The organism is Pseudomonas sp. RIT-PI-a (genome assembly GCF_001187875.1).
GTDB classification, from domain to species: Bacteria; Pseudomonadota; Gammaproteobacteria; order Pseudomonadales; family Pseudomonadaceae; genus Aquipseudomonas; species Aquipseudomonas coleopterorum.
In genome coordinates this window covers 210,245-229,469 of record NZ_LGIR01000014.1, presented here as the reverse complement: position 1 = coordinate 229,469, position 19,225 = coordinate 210,245, and the positions used below count along the sequence as shown (strand labels likewise).

Genomic DNA, 19,225 nt, shown 5'->3' with positions numbered 1-19,225 from the left:
CTCGCCCGCATAGCGGAAGCCCCCAGCACATACCCAGAGCCCTTTCATGAAAACAGGCGCTCACAGCAGTCCGGACTTGTTCACTATATACAGTAGAACCGGACTGGGCAACGTGGCTTTATCCTCATCTTTGAGGAATTTTCATGTCGCTTAAGCTTGCCTTGGCCGCCGTGCTTCGTACCTTGCGTCGCCAGGGCCGCCATAGCCAAGAGAGCCTAAATTATGGAAGCAGCCGTACCTACATGTTCCGCTTGGAGAAGGGAGCATCAACGGTCACGCTGGACAAGCTCGAATCGATCTGCGCAGGGCTAGGGATTAGCCCGCTCACATTCCTAGCACTGACTTTGTCAGCGAATAGCGGCCATTCCACCCAAATGCTTCTGCAGAAGGTACAGGCAGAACTAGACGATTTTGAGCATTCCGGTGGTGGCGAAGTCCTCAAAGCAGAGGTCGCTACGGGAGCGGTGGTTGAGCGCCGGCCAGGGAAGCCGGTCGATCCAGAAAAACTCCAGAAAGTCCTTAAGTGCAAGGCAGAAGGAATGAGTCAAAAGATGACGTCCGAGATGCTGGGGATACCCAAGCAGACAGTACACGACCTTTGGCGACGTGATGTTGAATAGGTAGGCTCCAGGCTAGATCTGCGGACTAATCTCATTGAACGGCACGGCTGGTTTCGGCGGACTCGCGACATCCAGCGCAATTCGCCAATACCCGACGTCATGCCAGACACCATGCTTGAATCCTACTTCTGGATACGTACCGATGTGAGCGAAGCCAAGCGCTTCGTGTAGCCCCACGCTGCCATCGTTGGGAAGCGCGATCCCGGCATAGGCTGCGTGAAAGCCTTGCCTCTTCAGTGTCGGCAGCAATACGTCATAGAGAGCCCGGCCAACGCCGCTACGGTGTGCGTTGGGCGCTATATAGACCGTGACGTCGACCGACCAGCGATAGGCCTCACGAGCACGATGCTGACTGGCGTATGCATAGCCGATCACCTGGCCGTCTCGCTCCGCTACGAGGTAGGGGTAAGTCGGCAAAGTCGATTTAATCCGCTTGGCCATCTCTTCGACTGAAGGGGACTCTAGCTCGAACGAAATCGCGGTACGCTCAACCATCGGTGCGTAGATTGCCTGGATATCTTGCGCGTCCGAAAGCTGCGCAATCCTGACTGTGCTGATGTTGCTCATCCTTAATCCCCTTGGTGGCTCAAATCGATCTTTGGTTGACCCGTTTCGAGAGTGCCTCAGCGCTTTCCTTACGCTCGGAGTAGCGGTCTACCAGATACGTTTCCCGGCCCCGAACCATCAACGTGAACTTCATCAGTTCTTCCATCACGTCCACCACACGGTCGTAGTAGGCAGATGGCTTCATACGCCCTGCATCGTCAAACTCCAGGAACGCCTTGGGTACGGACGATTGGTTTGGGATGGTGATCATTCGCATCCAGCGCCCGAGGATCCGCAGCTGGTTTACCGTGTTGAAGGACTGTGATCCACCGCAGACCTGCATTACGGCGAGCGTCTTGCCCTGGCTAGGCCGGACAGCGCCCATCGTGAGAGGAATCCAGTCGATCTGGGCTTTGAATACAGCAGACATTGCACCGTGACGCTCTGGCGAACACCACACCTGTCCCTCTGACCACAGAACCAGATCTCGCAACTCTTTAACCTTTGGATGGTCTTCCGGGGCGTCATCAGGGAGAGGCAGACCTGACGGGTCAAAGATCACGACCTCGGCCCCCATTAGAGTCAGGATGCGTGCCGCCTCCTGAGTCAGTAGCCTACTGAAAGAGCGCTCACGGGTTGAACCGTACAACAACAAAATGCGTGGCTTGTGAGTCGCTTGGTCGTTGTTTTGAAGACGATCCAGTGTTGGGACGTCGATCACTGATAAATCCAGATTTGGAATTTCCGGACTGCCCTCCGAGGAAAATTCGTCCATTACAGTTCACCTATCCGATCTAGCTCGCACTTCAGCTCCTGCGGTGTAAACGCCGAATGATCCAGGCTGAAGAACGCGTCGAAACGCTTTCTGATTTGGACGACGGTCGAGTCAAATGCAGCCTGTATGTCGCTGTCCGTTCCTTCAACATCGGAAGGGTCGGCAAGGCCCCAGTGGCTTTTGACAGCAGGCCCAAAATAGACCGGGCAGGGTTCGCCTCCGGCCTTGTCACAAACGGTGATAACCACATCGGGTGGTGAGTCCGAAAAGACCTCTGAACCTTTGCTGTAGAGATCTGTGGTGTCGATGCCCAGCGCTTGCAGCGTGCTCACAGCGCGGGGATTCAGTTGCCCACTGGGGAAGCTGCCTGAACTGACGGCAGTAAAACCGTCCGGGGCCGAGTGGTTGAACAGCCCCTCAGAGAGAACGCTCCGACAGCTGTTGGCCGTGCACATAAACAGTACTTTCATGGGTGTCTCCTAGACGGGAATGCTCAGCCGCAACGCCAGTGCCGCAAGCGTTACCAGCAAGATAGGGAGGGTGAGGATGCTGCCGACTTTGAAGTAGTAGCCCCAGGTGATACGGATATTTTTCTGCGCCAGGACATGGAGCCACAGCAGCGTGGCCAAGCTTCCGATTGGGGTAATCTTTGGGCCGAGATCGCAGCCGATGACGTTGGCGTAGATCATGGCTTCACGCACCAAGCCCGTAGCGTCGCTACCCTGAATGGATAGAGCGCCGATGAGCACACTCGGCATGTTGTTCATGATCGAGGACAACAGCGCAGCGGTGATGCCCGTGCCGAAGGTCGCGACCCACAGTCCATGTTCGGCGAACGTGTTAAGCAATCCCGAGAGGGAGTCAGTCAGACCGGCATTGCGCAGGCCATAGACCACCAGATACATGCCCAGCGAGAACACGACGATCTGCCAGGGTGCGTGCTTGATGACTTTCCTCGTCGAGATGATGTGGCCTTTCCCTGCGATGACCAGCAGGATCACCGCACACACAGCAGCGACGGCGCTGATAGGGATGCCTAACGGTTCCAGTGCGAACAGGCCAACCAGTAGTAGGCCAAGCACCCACCAGCCAGCAATGAAGGTCGCCCGGTCACGAATCACAGCCTCTGGTGCCTCAAGCTCATTCGCGTCGTACTGGGCGGGAATGTCCTTTCGATAAAACATCCAGAGCATGAACAGCGTCGCGGCCACTGCCACTAGGTTCACTGGCCACATGACTGAAGCGTACTCTCCGAAACCTACGCTGAAAAAGTCTGCCGAAACGATGTTGACCAGGTTCGACACCACCATGGGCAGACTGGCGGTATCGGCGATAAAGCCTGCGGCCATCACGAACGCCAAGGTCGATGCAGGGCTAAAGCGCAACGCCGTGAGCATCGCTATAACGATGGGAGTGAGGATCAGTGCTGCGCCGTCGTTGGCGAAAAGCGCCGAGACGGCTGCCCCGAGCAAGATCATCAAAGCAAACAGGCGCCCGCCTTTCCCACCGCCCCAGCGGGCGACATGAAGCGCTGCCCATTTGAATAAACCCGCTTCATCAAGCAGCAAACTGATGATGATTACGGCGATGAAAGTCGCGGTAGCGTTCCAGACGATGTGCCACACCACCGGCACATCCCCCAGGCTCACGACGCCAGCCAGTAGTGCCAAAACGGCACCCGCTGCCGCGCTCCAGCCGACACCTAACCCCTTGGGTTGCCAGATAACAAGGACGAGCGTAACTACGAAAATCGACGCAGCGATGAGCATGGGTATCTTCCAGATCAGGAGGTCAGCAGCAGGAGGCCTGGCGTACGGGCCGGTCTTCCATGGAAGCCAGCCTTCCTTGATGGTCGTTAACCCAAGACAGGTGGGCCTGCGTAGTGACGTTCAGAACATCCAGCGCCCACTGTTCAAGCTCGGGATGCAGCCGGTAGTAAACCCACTGACCCTGCCTGCGATCCGCGAGTAACCCGCAAGCACGCAACTGTGCAAGGTGTCTGGAAACCTTCGACTGGTTATCGTCCAGAGCCCAGATCAACTCGCAGACGCACAGCTCACCCTCAGCCGAAAGCATGAGCATAATCCGAGCGCGGGTTTCGTCCCCGAGGCATTTGAAGAAGGTGTGTGGTGGAAGGCTCACAAGCAATCAACCTCAATATGTGAATAACCGAATATACGCATATAAACATATCCAGCTCGCTTGTACAAATACCTAGTGACGGGACTCGATGATCCGGGCTTCAGTGATCGCCGATCACTTCAGCAGCGCGACGGAGATATCACTCGTCAGCCATCATATGCTCGGAGGTTTGGAGCTTGGCTGATCCCCCATGGACTCCCCATCTGACTCGGCTCCGGTGTAGGCGATCTGCCATACGTCGCTAAGTCCGCTTGCGATATGATGCCAAGCAGATATCAACACAGGCAGCTTGGGAACGGTTGAAGACCGAGGCTGTATGGCTTTCATTTCACAACACAGGATCGTGTTCTATGCCAGTCGACGCACCTCCATTTGTCCCTCCACCACGACTGCCTGTAATTCCTCTCCCACCTCCGTACCAAGGGCAGCAGGCATACCTTCCGCCAGGTGCGAGTGAGTGGATGCCGCTGACAGCTGAGGCTTATCAAGTCCTGAAAGGGGTCGAGCCTGATGATGAAAATATGATCAGCTCGAACAGGAATAGGCTTAGCGAGATGTTTTCGTCTGCTCTTCAGGTACCTAACCTAGGGTTTTTTGCTGGAAGCGGTACATCTCTAGGCAACCCAGGCGGGCCTAGCATGTGGAAGCTATGGCAAGACTCGATGTGCGACCCGCAGACCCATGCGCTGACAGCTGCCGGTCAGCAGGTTACTGAGCGTGTCCGTTACGCCGAGCGCCGAAATCCGAACATCGAGCATTTCTTATCACAGTGCGATGCCTACCTGGCGTTCAATGACGACCCAGTCGTTGATGAGTTTGTCGCACTCGTGAAGGAGCAAATCCTACACGCTTGCTCAACGTTCATTACCCTGCCCACTTCAGACATATCGGCATATCGTGAACTCCTCCAGAAGCTGGCTAGGAGAAGGGTTCGTGACCCGCGCCTGAAGGTGTTTACTACAAACTATGACATGTGTTTCGAAACGGCAGCGTCGGAACTGGGTATGGTCATTATTGACGGATTTTCCTACACCCGCAGACGCCGGTTTGACGGCAAACATTTCACGTACGACATCGTACGCCGGGAGGCAGACAGCCACGAGTTTGCCGAAGGCATTTTTCAACTGCTGAAGCTACACGGATCAGTCAGCTGGAGCCGAGATGGTCATGAAATCTACGAGGACAGCCGACCGACGCCGGAAAACGCGTGCCTAATATATCCCGCAAAAGGAAAATACCAGCAAGCGTTTCTTCAACCCCACTTGGAGCTGCTTTCAAGATTTCTGGAGTTTTTACGACAACCAAACAGCTGCCTGGTTGTGTCAGGATTCGGGTTTAACGATGACCACCTTTCCGAACCGATTTATTCGGCATTGCAATCCAACCCCAGCCTGAAGCTGATTCTCTGCGACTACAATGGCATCAGCCATGTCCACAACCGTGGGGACAATGGATCGAGCCCCTACTGGGGAAAATTCCGCGATCTCGCTGAACGCGGTTTCGACGTCCATTTCGTCAGCGGTTCATTTGGCGATTTGGCGGCTCACATCCCCCACCTGCGCACCGCTTCGCCAGCTGAACAGTTGGCGAATGCTGTTAAACGGATCGGTAGATAACCATGTCTCCAGAAGGGATACTTCTTAGCACACTGAAAATCGGAGTGGTCACCAGCGTTGCAGCGCAATTGATCAAAATCAACCTGGCACATGCTGGAGAAAACAGCGGTCGATATCTAGGTCAAAATCGCTATGGCAAAGGTGAGGTGGGGGAACTGGTACTGATCGAGGGTCAGCAAGCGGTGCTCCTAGGACGCATTACTGAAGTGAACCTTCCTGATCGTGAGCGTACCGAAATTTCCCAAGACTTCGCTGGCACGCAGGCTATTGACGCAATCGGCTTGATACGCCTGCTAGGGTCTGTTCACCCACACACCTTGAAGGTCACTGCAGGCGTCAGCTCCTACCCACGACTAGGAGACCGGGTCTACTCAGCACCCGGCTCGTTTATCTCCAAAATCCCGACACTGATTTCGAGCGGGATAAATGGGGAGCCCCCTCGCGTAGCGCTCAATCTCGGACATGTATCTGGGGATGGCGGTTTCGCGATTGCTGTAACGCCAGAAAAACTCTTTGGTCGACATTGCGCGATCTTGGGCTCAACTGGAGGTGGGAAAAGTTGGACGACTTCAAAGCTCATCGAGGAATGCCGTCGATACGCTTGCAAGATCGTGCTTGTGGACGCGACAGGGGAATACCGGTCACTCGAAGGGGAAGACACAACACATCACCATCTCGGAAACCCGCTGCATCGAACTCCAGGCTCTCTTGAGGTAGGTATTCCGCCCAGATGCTTCAATGAAACTGATTTCATCGCACTCTTCCAGCCGTCAGGTAAAACCCAAGGCCCCAAACTCAGAGAAGCCATAAGGAGCCTGAGGCTTGCCGCCTTAGCTCCAGATATCTTCACAGAAGGGTACGTCCCGAAGGTAGGTCAACTCAAAGCTGATTTTCGTCGAGCGATGAACAGGGATGACAACGCCAACCGGGTAGGCAATCCAAATCTTCCCTTCGATATGAGCATGTTGGTTCGGCAAATTGTCGAGGAATGCTGCATGCCGACGGGATACAACAACGACATGACCAGATGGGGCGCTGCAAGCACCGAGCTATCGTACTGCTCCTCTCTCATGACGCGAATCATGAGCGTAATGGACTCTCCGTCGTTGAGCTGTGTGTTTCGCCCGGCAGAAGGCCTTCCGAGCCTGGTTGAACATCTCGATGAATTTATCGCTGGAGAAAAGCGGCTGTTCAGAATATGCCTCAGCTCAGTCGGCTATGAATTCAACGCGAGAGAAGTCATCGCCAACGCCATCGGCAGACTGCTATTGCTGCGAGCCCGTCACGAGGCCTTTCGACAGCGACCGTTGATCGTCATTTTGGACGAGGCTCACAACTTCCTAGGGAAAACCCTAGGAGGTGAAGATGACGTTCAGAACCTGGATGCGTTCGAACTCATCGCGAAAGAGGGCCGAAAGTACGGACTCAACATTTGCCTGGTCACCCAGCGACCACGAGACATTACCGAAGGAGTGTTGAGTCAGATGGGCACGTTGCTGGTTCATAGACTGACCAATGACCGTGACCGAGAAGTGGTTGAACGTGCGTGTGGGGAGCTGGATCGTTCAGCCGCCGCTTTCTTGCCCAATCTGAAGCAAGGTGAGGTGGCTTTGGTAGGTGTAGATTTCCCAATTCCGGTGACTATTCAGATCGGGCGTCCCACCCAGCCTCCAAAATCGGATGGGCCAAGCTTTCAAGGGCTATGGTGAAATCGCAATCCTTGTCGATGGGCGCTAGCTTATCCGGGCGGACAATTTACCTGCAGCTTCGGGTTGGTCAGGGACGTCCACGTAAGAAAATTTTGGGTCGAAATTTGGCTGATAAGGCGTATACTTCGACCCTGAAAATGAAGCTGAAACGGCCAAAAGTATACGTTTTTACCCGAGCGTACCGGCTAAGACTTGATGAAAGCCCCGCCAGCGCTGAGCTTCGCGAATGTATACACAGACGGATATGAGTATTTTGCCAATGAAATTCAGGTAGGCAAAAGCGTATACATTAATCTAAAAAACACTAAGAACCCCCTTGCTAATGAAGGGGGTTTTTTTATAGAAAAATCAACTGCCTATACGCCCCGTGTAGTGGTCAACTGATCCCGGACACTGAATTGAGTTTTTCCTCAGCGACCGCAGGCGTTTGCCCTTCGTTGAACTGATGCGGTCGCCGCCAGTTGTATCGCTCCATCAGGAACCGGCCAATATCCTGTTGCGCTAGCGAAGCGCTCATATAGCCCACCGTCGGTATCCATTCAGTTTTCAGGCTGCGAAATAGCCGCTCCATTGGCGCGTTGTCATGGCAGTTGCCGCGCCGACTCATGCTCTGTGTGAAGCGGTATCGCCATAGTCTCTGGCGGAAACTCCGGCTGCCGTATTGACTGCCTTGATCACTGTGAAACAGCACATTTTGAGGCCGACCACGCTGCTCATAGGCCATGTCCAGCGCTTTGATCACCAGGTCGGCGTCGGGCTTGGCCGAGAACGCCCAGCCCACAACCCGGCGCGCATAAAGATCGATTACCGCCGCTAGATAGTGCCACCGACCTTCGGCCCAAACGTACGTGATGTCACCGCACCAGACCTTGTCGGGGGACGCCACGCTGAACCCTCGATCAAGCACGTTCGGGATATCAGGTCGCTCCACGGTCGCCTTTTTGTAGGCATGTGAGCCCGGCTGTTTGCTGATCAAGTTCATCTCGCGCATCAACTTACGTACCTTGAATCGCCCGATCTGCATGCCGTCCTCTTTCATCATCAGCATGATGCTCCTGCTGCCCGCAGCGCTTCGGCTTTGCGTAAACAGCTTGTTCACGCGACTGCGCAAAACCACCCGTTCGGCATCTGGATACCGACGTTTCCGGCAGTACGCGTAGTAGCACGATCGGGTTACTTCAAATACCGAGCACAACAGATCAATCGGCTCTTGAGCCCGAAGTTGATCGATTAACGCGAACGCTCGTGTTCCTCGGCCATCAAGAGCGCGGTGGCCTTTTTTAAGATGGATTTTTCCCGTTCTAGCCGGTTGATACGGGCTTCGAGTTCCTGGATTTTTTGCTGCTCAGGCGTCAGGGCTTTGCTGGTCGGAGTAGTACCGCCACGTTCTTGCTGGAGCTGGTTCACCCAACGGCGCAAGGCCGACTCAACAAGCCCAAGCGAACGGGCTGCTTCGGTATGGCTGTAGCCTTGGTCGAGCACCAGGCACGCCGCCTCGCGCTTGAACTCAGGGGTAAAGGTACGACGTTGCTTGGTCATCAGACACCTCTCTGTGGCGAGCATTCTCGCCTAAATGGGTGTCCGGTTTCATTAGACCACTACACTGGATAACGCTATTCGCTGGAGCACAAGAACGCTGCCATGATCGAAGAAAACATCAGAGCCGAAGTTGTAAGGGGCGTGAAAGACGCATTCCCCGTGCTGTTCGCCGTCGCGCCCTATGCGATGGTGCTAGGAGCTCAAGCATCCCAAGTCAGACTCTCCGTTGGGGAAGTGACCACCATGACAGGGCTGAATTTCGCTGGGGGATCTGAGTTTGCGGCTATTCAGCTCTGGTCGGCCCCTATCCCGATTTAGACGATCATTCTGATCACCTTCCTGATCAACAGTCGCCATATCGTCATGGGCGCTGCTTTGGCCCCATACCTCCAGCACCTTCCAAAAAGGAAAATTGTTCCGGCCCTTTTCTTCATGGCTGACGGAGGCTGGGCAATAAGCTATGCCGATACGCTGCGACGTTCTCTCGCCGGTTATGAAACGGCTTTCTGTAGGCCGTACTACTGGGGAGCGTAATTCCCCTTTTATCCGGTATGGGGGGGTTTGCTGTTCTCGGCGCTTTGATGGGGCCGGTGCTGGGAGATATAGACCGCTACGGGTTCGCCACGGCATTCCCAGGGGTCTTCATTGTCCTGCTCCGTGGCATGTGGAACGATTTGCCAAGCCGAGGCTGATTGGCTTGATAGTGGCAGCAGCTACCTTTCTCTTGGTTCCAGGCGCGTGGTTCGTATTAGCGGGCACCGTTGCAGGCATTGCTTGAGCATACCTAGAGGCTTCAGTCGAATGATCAGTTACGCCTCTCTCATGACGATAATAGGTATGGCTCTGGTGACTTACGCCACGCGAACCAATGGGTTTCTGCTGTTGCGAAACCGTAAGCTCAGTCCACGGGCACGGGCGGTACTAGACGTTGCGCCTGGTTGCGTTTTGATTGCGGCTATCGCACCGCACTTCGTCTCGCCACACCCTGAAAAACTTCTTGCATTGGCAATTACGATAGCGGCTGCCTGGAAAAGACCAATGTTGGTGATCGTGGCAGCTGGTGTTTCTTCGCTGGCACTTTTCAAATACCTGTTGAGCAGCTAGGGAAAACTACCGTCGAAATGGATCGATCTCTGATTCACTCGCGATGGGTGTAATTGCATTCACTTGACCACCCGTTTGCATTCGACTTGACCAGTCGTTTGCATCCGACTTGACCAGTGCACATGATGCGTACGTGAACCTTAGACAGGGTGCGTAGGTGTATCAGCTTCATGTCGCCAATCCAGGACAGGACTATGATTGGTTAACTACCTTTTTTACGTTTTCGGCAGAAACCGTTGTCCTAATCCAGAAAGGCAGGCTGTTCTGGGTGCTCGGCTCAGTTTCACTACACGTCTTGGGTTCGCTGGCAATGACGGCTGCCGGGCTTCTGTCCTATCAAATATTCGACACGCGCTGAGGAGATGAACATGAAAAGTTTCCTGGTGACTTTCTTTACCCAACAGAACCGTCGCTATCAGGGAAAGATGCTCGGCGAGGATATCTCGTGTTTTTCATAAAGACCCCAATTGAGATGGGCTTCGTCGGAAAAGATGCTACGTAGTCTAACGTGCTTTCATAAGCTGTGACTTGACGACGACTTTCCGTAACACGATTTTACATTTTGGACAGGACTAGCTAAGATCGGCGCATTGGAGATGGCATTCCTCCATTAACCAACCGCTGCGCCCGTAGCAGCTGATGATGCCTACAGAAACCTGATCAAACCAGGTCTGTAGGCGTTCGCGCTCAGAATCCCTTTTTGGTCAGGCCTACTTACTTTTTGTGGCTGGCCAAATGTCTAAATTTCGACGACCTGAACAACTCGACCTACTGCCCTATATTGCGAAATGGCTTGCGCTTGCTGGTCTTGTAGCTCTTTTGGCAGGCTCTGCCTCTGCGTTATTCCTCCTTTCTTTGGATCATGCCACCCAATGGCGAGAAGCCCATCCCTGGGTGCTCTGGCTCCTGCCAGTTGCTGGCTTCGCCGTCGGACTTGCGTATCACTTGATAGGCAAACCCGTTGATGCCGGAAACAACCTGATCATCGATGAGATCCATGATCCTAAGAAGATCGTGCCTTTGCGCATGGTGCCGATGGTGCTAATCGGAACCGTGGTTTCCCACCTCTTCGGTGCATCTGTGGGACGTGAGGGAACGGCGGTGCAGATGGGCGGCGCTCTTGCCGATCAACTGACGCATGTCTTTCGGCTACGCCGCGAAGATCGCCGGGTGATTCTCATGGCCGGTGTCAGTGCTGGCTTTGCGTCCGTCTTCGGCACCCCTCTTGCCGGGGCTTTGTTCGGACTTGAAGTGTTGGCCATCGGACGTATGCGTTACGACGCGCTTTTCCCTTGCGTGGTTGCGGCAATCGTTGCTGACCAAGTGGGGCAAGCCTGGGGAGTGGTTCATACGCATTACGTCATTGGCGAAGTGGTTCCCGTGCAGCTCTGGAGCGTCATGGCTGTGGTAGCTGCAGGAATTATCTTCGGCCTCACTGGCCTTCTATTCGCGACGGCCACCCATAAGCTCGGAGCTTTCGTTAAACGACTTATCTCCTATTCGCCACTACGCCCCTTCGCCGGAGGCCTGCTGATCGCAGTCGCCGTGTGGGCGCTCAGTGGTAACCATTACATCGACGTCGATAAATACATCGGACTGGGCATTCCGAGCATCGTCCAATCCTTTCACATGCCAATGGATCCTTGGGACTGGCTTGGAAAGATGTTGTTCACCGTTGTCTCCCTGGGGACTGGATTCAAGGGCGGCGAAGTCACTCCGCTGTTTTACATTGGAGCGGCCTTGGGGAACGCGCTAGCGCCCCTCTTACATCTCCCCTTCGGCATGCTGGCTGGTATCGGTTTTGTGGCCGTCTTCGCTGGCGCAGCTAATACGCCACTGGCAACCATTGTCATGGCCATGGAGCTCTTCGGCCCTGAAATTGCTCCGCTTGCAGCCATTGCCTGTATCGCAAGTTACCTCGTATCCGGGCATACCGGGATCTATCACGCCCAGCGCGTGGGTCACAGCAAACACCACCGTCCTCTGCCGGAGGAAATCCGGCTCTCCGATATCAAGCAATTTCATGCTCAAAGTGAATCTGCCAGCGAGCGGAAAGTGGCTCCTATAGGGGAAGAGAAATGACCGGACATCGCCAAGATCGCCTGACAGTTTTGCAGCTCTATGTCCCTGGTGCTAGCCGGGCTCGAGTTACAAATTTCTGGCACCACCTGAGTGTGCCCGCGCTTGCCCAACACCTTCTTAAAGTCGCCCAAAAAGATAAGATTGAGCAGATGATGCTCAAGCCGATTCTGCAGGCTATTTACCGGGCCAAGCATTTCCCATCATTACCCAGAGCTCGGTGATATGCGTCATCACGATGAAACGCTGCGCACCGTTGTGCAACCACGCTGACGAGTTGCGCAGGGTGCGAGCTCCCGCGCTATGACTCGCTCAGATTCAGCATTTTTTGAAAACTGCAAGGGACTGGAGCAAGGTAAACGGGTGAAGATAGGGCGTTGGCGTCACGCAGATGAGGTGCGGGAAGAGATTCGTGAATCGGTAGCGGCGTACAACCTGCAGAGGGAGGCTTCCAAGTAGTGTTACTCAATCAGAAGAGCGCAGATCAGGAAATTTCTCTGAAGGAAAGAGAAGACTTTTTGCTGCTGCCGAAAATTGCTGAATTGACGCGCTGGGTAACGGCCCAGTCAACGGGCGAAAGAACATTACCGTATTTCGATCCGCTGGATGGTGGCGTCTTCGCAAGGGTATTGATTTTGTTGGAATCGCCCGCTCGAACGATCAGTCTTCCACGGTACGTGTCAAGAGACAATGCGGGGCCTGCACAACGCAACCTCAAAGGTTTCATTGAGCAGGTTGGACTGGCACGTCACGAAACCGTCCTTTGGAATTTGTACCCTTGGCTACCAGATCTCGAAAAGCCCAAGGGTGCGCTCCGCAGAGCGCAAATCGACGAAGGTATCGAGATGCTGATCACGCTACTGACGCTTTTCCCTGATCTCGTCACTATCGTATTTGCCGGACGTGTTGCCCAGAAAGCCATACCGCGTGTTCGGCTCGCCTTCCCTGATTTTTCATTGCTGAAAATGCCACACCCCAGTCCCCTTTCTGTTTGCACTCACCCGAATGTTAGGCAGCGCATTTTGTCCACATTGCGTCACGCCAAACAGTCGATCGAGTAGCCAAAGGTTCAGGTTTTGCCCGCCTTGTTCAGTGAGGCAATACACGGCGAGACGAACAAGTTGCCGCGATAGGCACCCGCCAGGGTTTTGGCCGCGACGATCATCCACATGACGGTGAGCATCAACACCAGTGCCACGCCAAAGAAGCTAAAGAACGTGAGGTGCAGCATAGCGCCCAATTTGAGGGTTGTTACGGCGTACACTCCCAGCGGAAAGGTGAAGCCCCACCAGCCGAGGTTGAAAGGGATGCCCTCCCTAAAGTAGCGCCCGGTAATTAGCAGCGCCAATACCATCCACCACAATCCCAGCCCCCAGAACAGCACACCACCGATCAAGCCGATGCCCTCGGCTACGACGCCGATGCTTGCCATTCCATGAGCAGCAAAGATCGCTGGAGCATCGTTGCCCAGCACCAACATCCCCAAAGCTCCGGTACCGATCGGCCCTAAAGACAGCCAGCTCGATGCTGCCATGCTTTCATGAGGTAGTTTGTGCAGCGCCATGCGCAGTAACAGGATCACCAGGATGCTCAAGGCGACGGGCACCGAGTAGGCCCACAGCACGTAGCTGGTGATGAGCATGGTGAACTGTGCGCTAGCGTCAGCGAGGTGCGGAGCCAATAGACCGCCACTCGCGGCAGCCACCTCAGCCGCAACTACTGGCAGCAACCATACCGCTGTCATCTGATCGATGCTGTGCTGCTGGCGGGTAAACATCATGTACGGGATCAGCACCCCACAGGCCAATGCCATGGCGACATCAATCCACCACAACACTTCCGCTAAAGCGACTACCCCATCCCCCCAGCGTGGCAAACCATAAAGGAGAAAACCGTTGATGATGGTCGCCAATCCCATGGGGATGGTTCCAAAAAACATCGATACAGTGGAGTGGCCGAAGATCTGTTTGGCCTCATCGAAGAACAACACCCAACGGCTCGCGTACATCAGCGTGAACAGGCAAAACAGCACGATATTAAAAAACCACAAAGCTTCCCCTAACGCTTTGGGCCACTGCGCAGCAAAAGGCAGTTGGCCCAGAGCCAGAGCCAGAATCCCGGTGCCCATCGTGGCGGCGAACCAGTTGGGTGTGAACTGCCGGATCGCTTCTCGTGGATTGGACAAGGCCGCCAAGGGATGGCTGCCGCCCATGATAGCTGCGAGTCGTGTATCACTCATTTTCGCGCTCCCGCTTCAGTTTGCCGTCAATATGACATGGCTGAAGTATAGGTTGGTGGGCATAGCGGTAAAAACGGATAGTATAGGTTTACATTACCTATTAAGAAGGTAGATCCCTTGAAGCTTAGCCTGCGTCAGCTACAAATTTTCTGCGCCGTCGCGCAACACGGTAGCACCACCAGCGCAGCCATTTCGGTGTCACTGTCCCAATCTGCAACCAGCGCCGCACTCAACGAGTTGGAAAACGCCTTGGATACCAGGCTGTTCGACCGTGTCGGCAAGCGTTTAGTGCTGAACGATAACGGCCATGCCTTACTGCCTCAAGCCAGAAGGATACTTGAGAATGCACAACAGATAGAGGCCAGTTTCTTACCAGGCCATGCCGGTCTGAAAACACGCTTGCGGGTAGGATGCAGTACCACGATAGGCAATTATGTTCTGCCATTGATTCTCGGTGAGCTGCGTCAATCAACACCACATTTGAGGGTCGATGTCGACATGGCCAACAGCATGGCTATCGCAAGAAGAGTCGCTGATTTCGAGATTGATATGGGCCTGATCGAGGGGCCTTGCCACCTGCCCGAACTCAGTGCCGAGCCTTGGCTTGTTGATGAGTTGCTTATTGTCGCAGGCCAACGGCATCCCTTGGCACTAAAGCAGCAGGTCACACTTGATGATCTTCGTACCGCCGAATGGCTACTGCGCGAGCCAGGTTCTGGTACCCGCGAAGAAGTCGAACAATTGCTGCTGCGTCATCTGCACGATCTCGCCGAAACGCGCCAGATTGGCAGTTCAGAGGCTATCAAGCATACCCTCGCACAAGGCATCGGCATGAGTTGCCTGTCCCGCTGGGTCGTTCGGGATCTACTGGCCTCTGAAGTCCTGGTTGAACTGCCGCACGCCTTGCCTGCACTGACTCGACGTTTTTTTCTGATCCGCCACCGGGACAAATTCATATCGCCTGGGCTTGAGCGATTCTGGGAGAGCTGCAGTCAGTTCTTGAGCCAGAAATAGCCAGACCTATTTATAAAACAGGTAAGAGCTACCAAAACAAGTTGTTTCCGGAATTTATCAAATACGCATAAGGTCAACTCATAGCCCTGCAGCGATGAACGAGTTGTCTTTGCCAAGGCGCGAGTGGATGCTTGGCTTACCCTTATGAGGAAACCCTGATGAATGTGATAAAGAAAACCATCACAGCCCTGACGTTGGGTGTTGCGTTGGCCACAACGATGAGCGCGTTGGCCGCGGACGATCGCTGGACGTTCGACGGCGATATTCACAACAACTCGCTGGCTCTCAGCCCTGATGAAACGACGGCGGTGGTCTCTTACAGTCAGCGTCCAGATGTAGTGGTTTATGATTTGAAAACCGGAAAGGTTCGCCAGGTTCTCACCGGCTACGTCACGCCGCGAAATATTGTGTTTTCGCCAACTGGCGATGTGTTCTACCTCTCCGACAGCAGTTTGGGGGTCGTGCGCAAGATTGACACCAAGACTTTGAAAGTGATCGCAGATATTCCGTTGGGCGCAGGTGCTTTTGGTACCACACTCAGCAAGGACGGAAGCCTGCTCTACGTCAACAATGAAGCGGCCAGCACGCTGTCGGTCATTGACCTTGATCACCAGCGGCCAGTAGCTGTGGTACCTGGCTTCTCCCAACCGCGCCAAGGTATCCGGGTAAGCCCTGACGGCAAAACCGTCTATGTCACCAACTTTCTTGGGGACAAAATTACCCTGGTCGACAGCAAGACCAATATGATTGAAGGTGAGATCACTGGCTTCAACAAGTTGCGCGCCATCTCCATATCGGCGGACGGCAATACGCTGTACGCGGCTAACAGCGGCAGTAACAGCATCGCAGTTGTCGACACTCAAAAACGCGCCATTACAACCACCGTCATGGTGGGCAAAGACCCCTACGGCGCAGCACTTACTCCAGACGGGCTGCACGTCTACTCGGGTAACCTCGGTGACAACAGCCTTTCAGTGATCGACACCAAAACGCTGAAAGTGACCACCACTGTGACCGGTTTGAAGGCACCCCGCCAGGCCATTGTCTTCACCAAAGACAAGTCGAAGGCGTATGTCCTCAATGAGGACTTGAGTATCTCCACAGTCGATCTCGCCAGCAACAAGGTGGTGTCGACGCTAAAGCCCGACTGATTGAACAGCGCAGGCCTTCATGGGGGCCTGCTGATACTCCACGACCAAGTGAATAATAATGAGTGAACGTGATGAGTTCTGGATGATGAATCGCCGTCGCTCATCGAGATGAGCTAGTGATGCTTGACCGTGAGCGTCGCTTTGCTAAATTGAGTAAAGCACAGGGTCGGGGGAGCTCAGGATTCCAGCAAAAAATGATACCGGGACGTTTTTTCTACAGAGTCGAATAAAACTGTTTGTGGCTCGTCTACTGTCTGATGGCTTGCTGTTTCCAATAGCAGGTGAGCCTTCTAAAAATTAAAAAACACCAAAGGAAATACGTATGTTCAAAAAGATGATTCTCTCCGTCGCTGTTGCCGCCTGCTGCATGTCGGGTTTGGCGTTCGCCGATGCGCCAGTCAAGGTTGCTGAAACGGATAAGGGAAAAGTACTCGTAGATGCGAAAGGAATGACTCTTTATACCTTCGGTAAGGACACCTCGGGCAAGTCGGTCTGCAATGGGCCATGCGCTGCAAACTGGCCACCTTTGCCGGTATCCGCAGATGCGAAAGCGGGTCATGATTACTCTGTCGTCACTCGAGACGATGGCACAAAACAATGGGCATACAAAGGCATGCCACTTTACAGCTGGGTCAAAGATACCAAGCCAGGGGATACAACCGGTGACGGCGTCAACCAAGTCTGGCACGTTGCCAAGCCGTAACGTCAAATAATTAATAGGCTGGCTTGCGCCAATGGCTTTGTCAGTGGCGCAAGCCAGAAGAGTACGCACTTGACATTTTCGCCAAGTTCTACTCGAAAAAATCGAACGTAGGGCAAGCGTGGACACCCTTGCTGCGCTGATCGCTATAGTGGCCGAAGCGGATCATCTGGGTAGAAAAACTGCTGCTATCAAGGCAGCAGCCCTTTTACACTAAGTGCTTCTAATGCTGGCGATGGAGCTTCAGGCGCGCGGTGTTACCGTTGGCCTGATCGATTGGCTAGCGTTGAACGTCTTACCTCGTGTCGTACCTGCCCACTTGCATATCTGGATAAGCAGCGCTGCCTACATCCACGCGTATGCACATCTGAACACCGTGGTTTACCAGCATCCGGAAAAGGGGGGAAAAGTTTTGTCCTGGAAGTCTCCTACCAGACTGATGTGCAAGCTGCTTACCGGAGATATGGGAATTGACGTTTTGCACGCAATGCGTGCCGCAGTTAGAGTTGCGGACGGACATATCGAAGGTTGAGGTTCATTTAAGAAGCAGCGACACCGCAAGATCAGCACTCGCCAGCTTGCATGTGATCGACGATTTGGCGTCTAGTTGTTTCCCATGGACTCCCCATCTGACCCGGCTCCGGTATTGGCGATCCCCCATACGTCGCCAAGTCCGCTTGCGATATGATGCAAAGCACATATCAACACAAGCAGCTTGGGAACAGTTGAAAGGCCGGGGCCTTATGGCTTTTATTTCACAACACAGGAACGTGTTCTATGCCAGTCGGTGCCCCCCCATTTGCCCCTCAACCACGACTGCCTGTAATTCCTCTTCCACCCACGTACGGAGGGCAGCAGGCATATCTTCCACCAGGTGCTAGTGAGTGGATGCCGCTGACAGCTGAGGCTTATCAAGTCCTGAAAGGCGTCGAGCCTGATGATGAAAATGTGATCAGCTCGAACAGGAATAGGCTTAGCGAGATGTTTTCGTCTGCTCTTCAGGTACCTAACTTAGGTTTTTTGCTGGAAGCGGTACATCTTTAGGTAACCCAGGCGGGCCTAGCATGTGGACGCTATGGCAAGACTCGACGTGTGACCCGCAGACCCATGCGCTGACAGCTGCTGGCCAGCAGGTTACTGAGCGTGTCCGTTACGCCGAGCGCGATAATCCGAACATTGAGCATTTCTTGTCACAGTGCGATGCCTACCTGGCGTTCAATGACGACCCAGTCGTTGAAGAGTTTGTCGCACGCGTGAAGGAGCACATCCCACACGCTTGCTCAACGTTCATTACCCTGCCCACTTCAGACATATCGGCATATCGTGAACTCCTCCAGAAGCTGGCTAGGAGGAGGGTTCGTGACCCGCGCCTGAATGTGTTTACGACGAACTATGACATGTGTTTTGAAACGGCAGCGTCGGAACTGGGTATGGTCATTATTGACGGATTTTCTTACACCCGCAGACGCCGGTTTGACGGCAAGCATTTCACGTACGACATCGTACGCAGGGAGGCAGACAGCCACGAGTTTGCTGAAGGCATTTTTCAACTGCTGAAGCTGCACGGATCAGTCAGCTGGAGCCGAGAGGGTCATGAAGTCTATGAGGACAGCCGACCGACGCCGGAAAATGCGTGCCTGATATATCCCGCAAAAGGAAAATACCAGCAAGCGTTTCTTCAACCTCACTTGGAGCTGCTTTCAAGATTTCTGGAGTTTTTGCGTCAACCAAATAGCTGCCTAGTTGTGTCAGGATTCGGGTTTAACGATGACCATCTTTCCGAACCGATCTACTCAGCTTTGCAATCCAACCCAAGCCTGAAGCTGATTCTTTGCGACTACAACGGCATCAGCCATGTCCACAACCGTGGGGATAATGGATCGAGCCCCTACTGGGGAAAATTCCGCGATCTTGCTCAGCGCGGGTGCTGGATCTCAACACAGATATCCGATGATACAGCTTGAGAAATTACTCCGGCCACCTGCATGGGT

At 54.1% G+C, this 19,225-nt stretch carries 17 protein-coding genes, 4 pseudogenes and 1 riboswitch; of the genes and pseudogenes, 14 read left to right on the top strand and 7 right to left on the bottom strand.

What is annotated here, in order from left to right; genetic code table 11:
• The first annotated feature begins 143 nt into the window (after positions 1-143).
• Positions 144-620 (top strand): helix-turn-helix domain-containing protein, encoded by a 477-nt coding sequence (locus AC788_RS11390; protein ID WP_049860747.1) that lies wholly within the window; start codon positions 144-146, stop codon positions 618-620.
• 12 nt (positions 621-632) lie between these two features.
• Here AC788_RS11390 and AC788_RS11385 read toward each other — a convergent pair whose 3' ends face one another.
• The 5 genes from AC788_RS11385 to AC788_RS11365 are packed head-to-tail and all read right to left on the bottom strand — an operon-like array spanning position 633 to position 4,083.
• Positions 633-1,187, bottom strand: a complete 555-nt coding sequence (locus tag AC788_RS11385; RefSeq protein ID WP_049860746.1) for an arsinothricin resistance N-acetyltransferase ArsN1 family B — start codon at positions 1,185-1,187, stop codon at positions 633-635.
• Between the two features lie 19 nt (positions 1,188-1,206).
• A complete protein-coding gene (arsH, locus tag AC788_RS11380) occupies positions 1,207-1,941 on the bottom strand; it encodes an arsenical resistance protein ArsH (RefSeq protein WP_049860745.1) in 735 nt (244 codons plus the stop codon).
• Complete coding sequence (locus AC788_RS11375) at positions 1,941-2,411, bottom strand: arsenate reductase ArsC (RefSeq protein ID WP_049860744.1); 471 nt, start codon at positions 2,409-2,411, stop codon at positions 1,941-1,943. Before AC788_RS11375 ends, arsH begins: the two co-directional genes overlap by 1 nt.
• 9 nt (positions 2,412-2,420) lie before the next feature.
• Positions 2,421-3,710 carry an arsenic transporter gene (locus AC788_RS11370; RefSeq protein ID WP_049860743.1) on the bottom strand — a complete coding sequence of 430 codons (1,290 nt, stop codon included), beginning with the start codon at positions 3,708-3,710 and terminating at the stop codon, positions 2,421-2,423.
• 22 nt (positions 3,711-3,732) lie between these two features.
• Positions 3,733-4,083 (bottom strand): metalloregulator ArsR/SmtB family transcription factor, encoded by a 351-nt coding sequence (locus AC788_RS11365; protein WP_049860765.1) that lies wholly within the window; start codon positions 4,081-4,083, stop codon positions 3,733-3,735.
• A 638-nt stretch (positions 4,084-4,721) separates the two neighbouring features.
• Between AC788_RS11365 and AC788_RS11360 the strand changes: the two genes are divergently transcribed.
• Entirely contained in the window at positions 4,722-5,699 is a 978-nt protein-coding gene (locus AC788_RS11360; RefSeq protein WP_236690506.1) for an SIR2 family protein, read from the top strand.
• Between the two features lie 2 nt (positions 5,700-5,701).
• Positions 5,702-7,408, top strand: coding sequence for an ATP-binding protein (locus AC788_RS11355; protein WP_049860742.1), 1,707 nt, complete (start codon positions 5,702-5,704; stop codon positions 7,406-7,408).
• 376 nt (positions 7,409-7,784) lie between these two features.
• Here the strand turns inward: AC788_RS11355 and AC788_RS21360 are convergent.
• A protein-coding gene (locus tag AC788_RS21360) for an IS3 family transposase (RefSeq protein ID WP_152965737.1) occupies positions 7,785-8,947 on the bottom strand; the annotation gives its coding sequence in 2 pieces (ribosomal slippage) (positions 7,785-8,695 and positions 8,695-8,947; 1,164 coding nt in all).
• A gap of 102 nt (positions 8,948-9,049) precedes the next feature.
• On the opposite strand from AC788_RS21360, the pseudogene AC788_RS22005 reads away from it, so the two are divergent.
• From AC788_RS22005 to AC788_RS11330, 7 genes and pseudogenes are all read left to right on the top strand, one after another.
• Positions 9,050-9,481 (top strand): annotated as a pseudogene (locus tag AC788_RS22005) (AzlC family ABC transporter permease).
• A gap of 267 nt (positions 9,482-9,748) precedes the next feature.
• Positions 9,749-10,051: an AzlD family protein gene (locus tag AC788_RS21355; protein WP_082223643.1), complete on the top strand. Its 303-nt coding sequence runs from the start codon at positions 9,749-9,751 to the stop codon at positions 10,049-10,051.
• Between the two features lie 202 nt (positions 10,052-10,253).
• Positions 10,254-10,409, top strand: a pseudogene (locus AC788_RS22000) (fluoride efflux transporter CrcB); the annotation flags it as partial.
• A gap of 10 nt (positions 10,410-10,419) precedes the next feature.
• A pseudogene (locus tag AC788_RS21995) lies at positions 10,420-10,488 on the top strand (DUF190 domain-containing protein); the annotation flags it as partial.
• Between the two features lie 146 nt (positions 10,489-10,634).
• A riboswitch (Fluoride riboswitch) is annotated at positions 10,635-10,707 on the top strand.
• A 79-nt stretch (positions 10,708-10,786) separates the two neighbouring features.
• A complete protein-coding gene (locus AC788_RS11335; RefSeq protein WP_049860741.1) occupies positions 10,787-12,133 on the top strand; it encodes a voltage-gated chloride channel family protein in 1,347 nt (448 codons plus the stop codon).
• A 304-nt stretch (positions 12,134-12,437) separates the two neighbouring features.
• A pseudogene (locus AC788_RS21990) lies at positions 12,438-12,589 on the top strand (inorganic diphosphatase); the annotation flags it as partial.
• The gene (locus AC788_RS11330; protein WP_049860740.1) at positions 12,589-13,191 is read left to right on the top strand and encodes a uracil-DNA glycosylase; all 603 of its coding nucleotides are present in this window, start codon (positions 12,589-12,591) and stop codon (positions 13,189-13,191) included. The pseudogene AC788_RS21990 and the gene AC788_RS11330, both read left to right, overlap by 1 nt.
• An 8-nt stretch (positions 13,192-13,199) precedes the next feature.
• On the opposite strand, the gene AC788_RS11325 is transcribed toward AC788_RS11330, so the two are convergent.
• Entirely contained in the window at positions 13,200-14,369 is a 1,170-nt protein-coding gene (locus tag AC788_RS11325) for a TDT family transporter (RefSeq protein WP_049860739.1), read from the bottom strand.
• A 117-nt stretch (positions 14,370-14,486) separates the two neighbouring features.
• Between AC788_RS11325 and AC788_RS11320 the strand changes: the two genes are divergently transcribed.
• The 4 genes from AC788_RS11320 (at position 14,487) to AC788_RS11300 (ending at position 19,198) form a co-directional block, all read left to right on the top strand.
• Positions 14,487-15,383, top strand: a complete 897-nt coding sequence (locus AC788_RS11320) for a LysR family transcriptional regulator (RefSeq protein WP_049860738.1) — start codon at positions 14,487-14,489, stop codon at positions 15,381-15,383.
• A gap of 158 nt (positions 15,384-15,541) precedes the next feature.
• Positions 15,542-16,534: a beta-propeller fold lactonase family protein gene (locus tag AC788_RS11315; RefSeq protein WP_049860737.1), complete on the top strand. Its 993-nt coding sequence runs from the start codon at positions 15,542-15,544 to the stop codon at positions 16,532-16,534.
• 322 nt (positions 16,535-16,856) lie between these two features.
• On the top strand, positions 16,857-17,237 hold the full coding sequence (locus AC788_RS11310) for a COG4315 family predicted lipoprotein (protein WP_049860736.1): 381 nt from the start codon (positions 16,857-16,859) through the stop codon (positions 17,235-17,237).
• A 1,061-nt stretch (positions 17,238-18,298) separates the two neighbouring features.
• Entirely contained in the window at positions 18,299-19,198 is a 900-nt protein-coding gene (locus AC788_RS11300; RefSeq protein ID WP_236690505.1) for an SIR2 family protein, read from the top strand.
• Positions 19,199-19,225: the final 27 nt, after the last annotated feature.

What these genes read in the sequence shown, in the direction of transcription:
- AC788_RS11315 (WP_049860737.1), top strand. Translation starts at nt 15,542, where the DNA reads ATGAATGTGATAAAGAAAACCATCACAGCCCTGACGTTGGGTGTTGCG.
- AC788_RS11325 (WP_049860739.1), bottom strand. Translation starts at nt 14,369, where the DNA reads ATGAGTGATACACGACTCGCAGCTATCATGGGCGGCAGCCATCCCTTG.
- AC788_RS11300 (WP_236690505.1), top strand. Translation starts at nt 18,299, where the DNA reads ATGTGGACGCTATGGCAAGACTCGACGTGTGACCCGCAGACCCATGCG.
- AC788_RS11310 (WP_049860736.1), top strand. Translation starts at nt 16,857, where the DNA reads ATGTTCAAAAAGATGATTCTCTCCGTCGCTGTTGCCGCCTGCTGCATG.
- AC788_RS11390 (WP_049860747.1), top strand. Translation starts at nt 144, where the DNA reads ATGTCGCTTAAGCTTGCCTTGGCCGCCGTGCTTCGTACCTTGCGTCGC.
- AC788_RS11360 (WP_236690506.1), top strand. Translation starts at nt 4,722, where the DNA reads ATGTGGAAGCTATGGCAAGACTCGATGTGCGACCCGCAGACCCATGCG.
- AC788_RS11370 (WP_049860743.1), bottom strand. Translation starts at nt 3,710, where the DNA reads ATGCTCATCGCTGCGTCGATTTTCGTAGTTACGCTCGTCCTTGTTATC.
- arsH (WP_049860745.1), bottom strand. Translation starts at nt 1,941, where the DNA reads ATGGACGAATTTTCCTCGGAGGGCAGTCCGGAAATTCCAAATCTGGAT.
- AC788_RS11355 (WP_049860742.1), top strand. Translation starts at nt 5,702, where the DNA reads ATGTCTCCAGAAGGGATACTTCTTAGCACACTGAAAATCGGAGTGGTC.
- AC788_RS11335 (WP_049860741.1), top strand. Translation starts at nt 10,787, where the DNA reads ATGTCTAAATTTCGACGACCTGAACAACTCGACCTACTGCCCTATATT.
- AC788_RS21355 (WP_082223643.1), top strand. Translation starts at nt 9,749, where the DNA reads ATGATCAGTTACGCCTCTCTCATGACGATAATAGGTATGGCTCTGGTG.
- AC788_RS11375 (WP_049860744.1), bottom strand. Translation starts at nt 2,411, where the DNA reads ATGAAAGTACTGTTTATGTGCACGGCCAACAGCTGTCGGAGCGTTCTC.
- AC788_RS11385 (WP_049860746.1), bottom strand. Translation starts at nt 1,187, where the DNA reads ATGAGCAACATCAGCACAGTCAGGATTGCGCAGCTTTCGGACGCGCAA.